The 2,249-nt window shown below is 62.2% G+C and carries 3 protein-coding genes; all 3 read right to left on the bottom strand.

Features of this window, described 5'->3' with window-relative positions; all coding sequences use genetic code 11:
• A partial coding sequence (rpsB, locus tag EOA86_RS31480; RefSeq protein ID WP_128345173.1) for a 30S ribosomal protein S2 occupies positions 1 to 644 on the bottom strand: 644 nt, incomplete at its 3' end.
• A 206-nt stretch (positions 645 to 850) separates the two neighbouring features.
• The gene (locus EOA86_RS31475) at positions 851 to 1,129 is read right to left on the bottom strand and encodes a DUF4031 domain-containing protein (protein WP_029352779.1); all 279 of its coding nucleotides are present in this window, start codon (positions 1,127 to 1,129) and stop codon (positions 851 to 853) included.
• A 72-nt stretch (positions 1,130 to 1,201) separates the two neighbouring features.
• The coding region (locus EOA86_RS31470) for a hypothetical protein (RefSeq protein WP_128345172.1) at positions 1,202 to 2,249 on the bottom strand (1,048 nt) is incomplete at its 5' end.

Here is a 2,249-nt window from a genome sequence, read left to right as displayed (position 1 = left end):
CAATAGAGCTGGATGGCGCGGGCCGCGTCATCATTGCCGGGGATCGGGAAATCGATCTTGTCCGGGTCGCAGTTGGAATCGATGATGGCGACGACCGGGATGCCGAGGCGCTTGGCCTCGAGGATGGCGATCGCTTCCTTGTTGGTGTCGATCACGAACATCAGGTCGGGCGTCGAGCCCATGTCCTTGATGCCGCCCAGCGCCTTGTCGAGCTTCTCGCGCTCGCGATCGAGGTTGAGGCGCTCCTTCTTCGTGAGCCCCTGGGCCTCGCCAGCCAGCATCTCGTCGAGCTTGCGCAGGCGCTGGATGGAATTCGAGATCGTCTTCCAGTTGGTCATCATGCCGCCGAGCCAGCGGGAGTTGACATAGTACTGGGCCGAGCGCTGCGCGGCGTCGGCGACGATGTCGGACGCCTGGCGCTTGGTGCCGACGAACAGCACGCGGCCACCCTTGGCGACGGTGTCGGAAACTTGCTTGAGCGCCTGGTGCAGCAGCGGCACCGTCTGCGAGAGGTCGATGATGTGAATGTTGTTGCGGGCGCCATAGATATAGGGCGCCATCTTCGGGTTCCAGCGATGAGTCTGGTGGCCGAAGTGAATGCCAGCTTCCAAAAGCTGGCGCATGCTGAAATCAGGCAGAGCCATTCTTGAGTATCCTTTCCGGTTAGCCTCCACGGACACAGGCATTTCTGGACTTTGTCCTCGAACGCCACCGGAGGTTTCAGCCGGATTTCTCCCGGGCAGACACCAAAGTCCGTGTGTGGAATGAGCGCGCATATAGAGGGGATGCGCGACAAACGCAAGCGCTGCGGTGTCTTGCGGCTCAGCATGCGGCGATCAGCGCACCCGGGCTATGGGCGTATCTTCCCCTTCGGCACGCGGACACGCCGGAAAACAGCAACAATCTCTTCGCGGCTGCATTCGATGGCGCCTAGCCGCACCGCGCGGTCGCGCTCGAAGCCGGTTATGTCATAATGCGGCGCCGATGTCTTCGGCGGCCCCTGATAGGACGAGCGCTTGACGCCGAGCTGTGCTGCAAAACGATGCAGCTCGTCGGTGTCGTCGGCCAGCAGATGACACCAGCGGTGGCCGACCCATTTCCAGATCGCCGCGTCGACATACACCGCCATGAGGTTTGCCGCACTCCTTCATCTTGCGCCGACCAGCGGAGCCGCAGTTCACCTGGGGCCAAGATCCAAACGTTAGCGATGATAAAAGGGATTCTGATAGAAAATGAAGCCGCCGGCGGCTTCGAGTTCGGCTACTGACGTGGTGACAGCCGCCTGCATACGGCTGTGAAGTTCGGCGAGCGCATCGTCGATCGAGCCCCGAAAGGCATGCAATCCCAACGGTTCCGGCACCCGGATATGCGCGCAGCGCGGCCCGGCCGGCTGCGGCACGAAGCGGTTGATCGTGTCGCGCAGCGTGCCCTTGCAATAGTCGTTGCGGACGCGCTTCAGATGCTCGGCGATCTCCTCTTGCGTGATGCGCGAGTTAACTGAGGCCCACGGTCCGACGCGCTGGAGACGCTGGATCGTGTCCGCCAGCGTGCGGACCTGTTTTTGTCTCTCAGCGTCGCCGGTGTTTTCCCGCAGCCAGCGGCGCGACCGGCGCAAAAGCTCGGCGATCTCGTTGGCGCCGGGATCGAACGAAATGCCCTCCCCCAGGCGCCGACTCAATTCGAGCAGCAGTTGCGTCTGACGCGCTGCATACGAAGCCCGTTCGTCGGGCGCCATGCCACAGGCAATCTCATCGCGCGACAGCAACGTCGCATAGACATGGTGGATGCGCTCCGGCAGCGTATCGGCGGCACGGCGTTCGATCTTCAGGCTCTTCTCGACATACGCGCATTCCTGCGCCAGCGCCGGCTCGACATTTTTGGTGAAGGCGAGCTTCCAGACAACCGGCGCGATCCAAATCCTACAATCCTGATCCGTGGCGCGACCGCGCTTAAGCGCTTCGAACCCCATCTCGACCGCCCCCGGAAGGAGCGAACCGACGACATTTGCATGCCAGCCGACGCCGCCTTCGGGATGCAAGAGAACACCATGCCCTTTCAGCGCCCAGGCGATCGAGTGTTCCTTGGCGGCCCCACTGTTGCCGGGAATCTGGGCGATCAGATTGTTGGCCAGCCAGAATTTCTGCATGATCCGGCCGAGGCCGTTGACGACGCCATGCGTGGCCCAGGATGCCGCGAGCGGACTGACCTGCGAGACGATCTCCTTGTCGATCATCCAGTCGGTAAAGAAT

This window comes from Mesorhizobium sp. M5C.F.Ca.IN.020.32.2.1, assembly GCF_004023105.1.
In the GTDB taxonomy this organism is placed as follows: Bacteria; Pseudomonadota; Alphaproteobacteria; order Rhizobiales; family Rhizobiaceae; genus Mesorhizobium; species Mesorhizobium wenxiniae.
The sequence above is the reverse complement of the archived record's forward strand: the minus strand, read 5'-3'. Positions and strand labels throughout refer to the sequence as shown.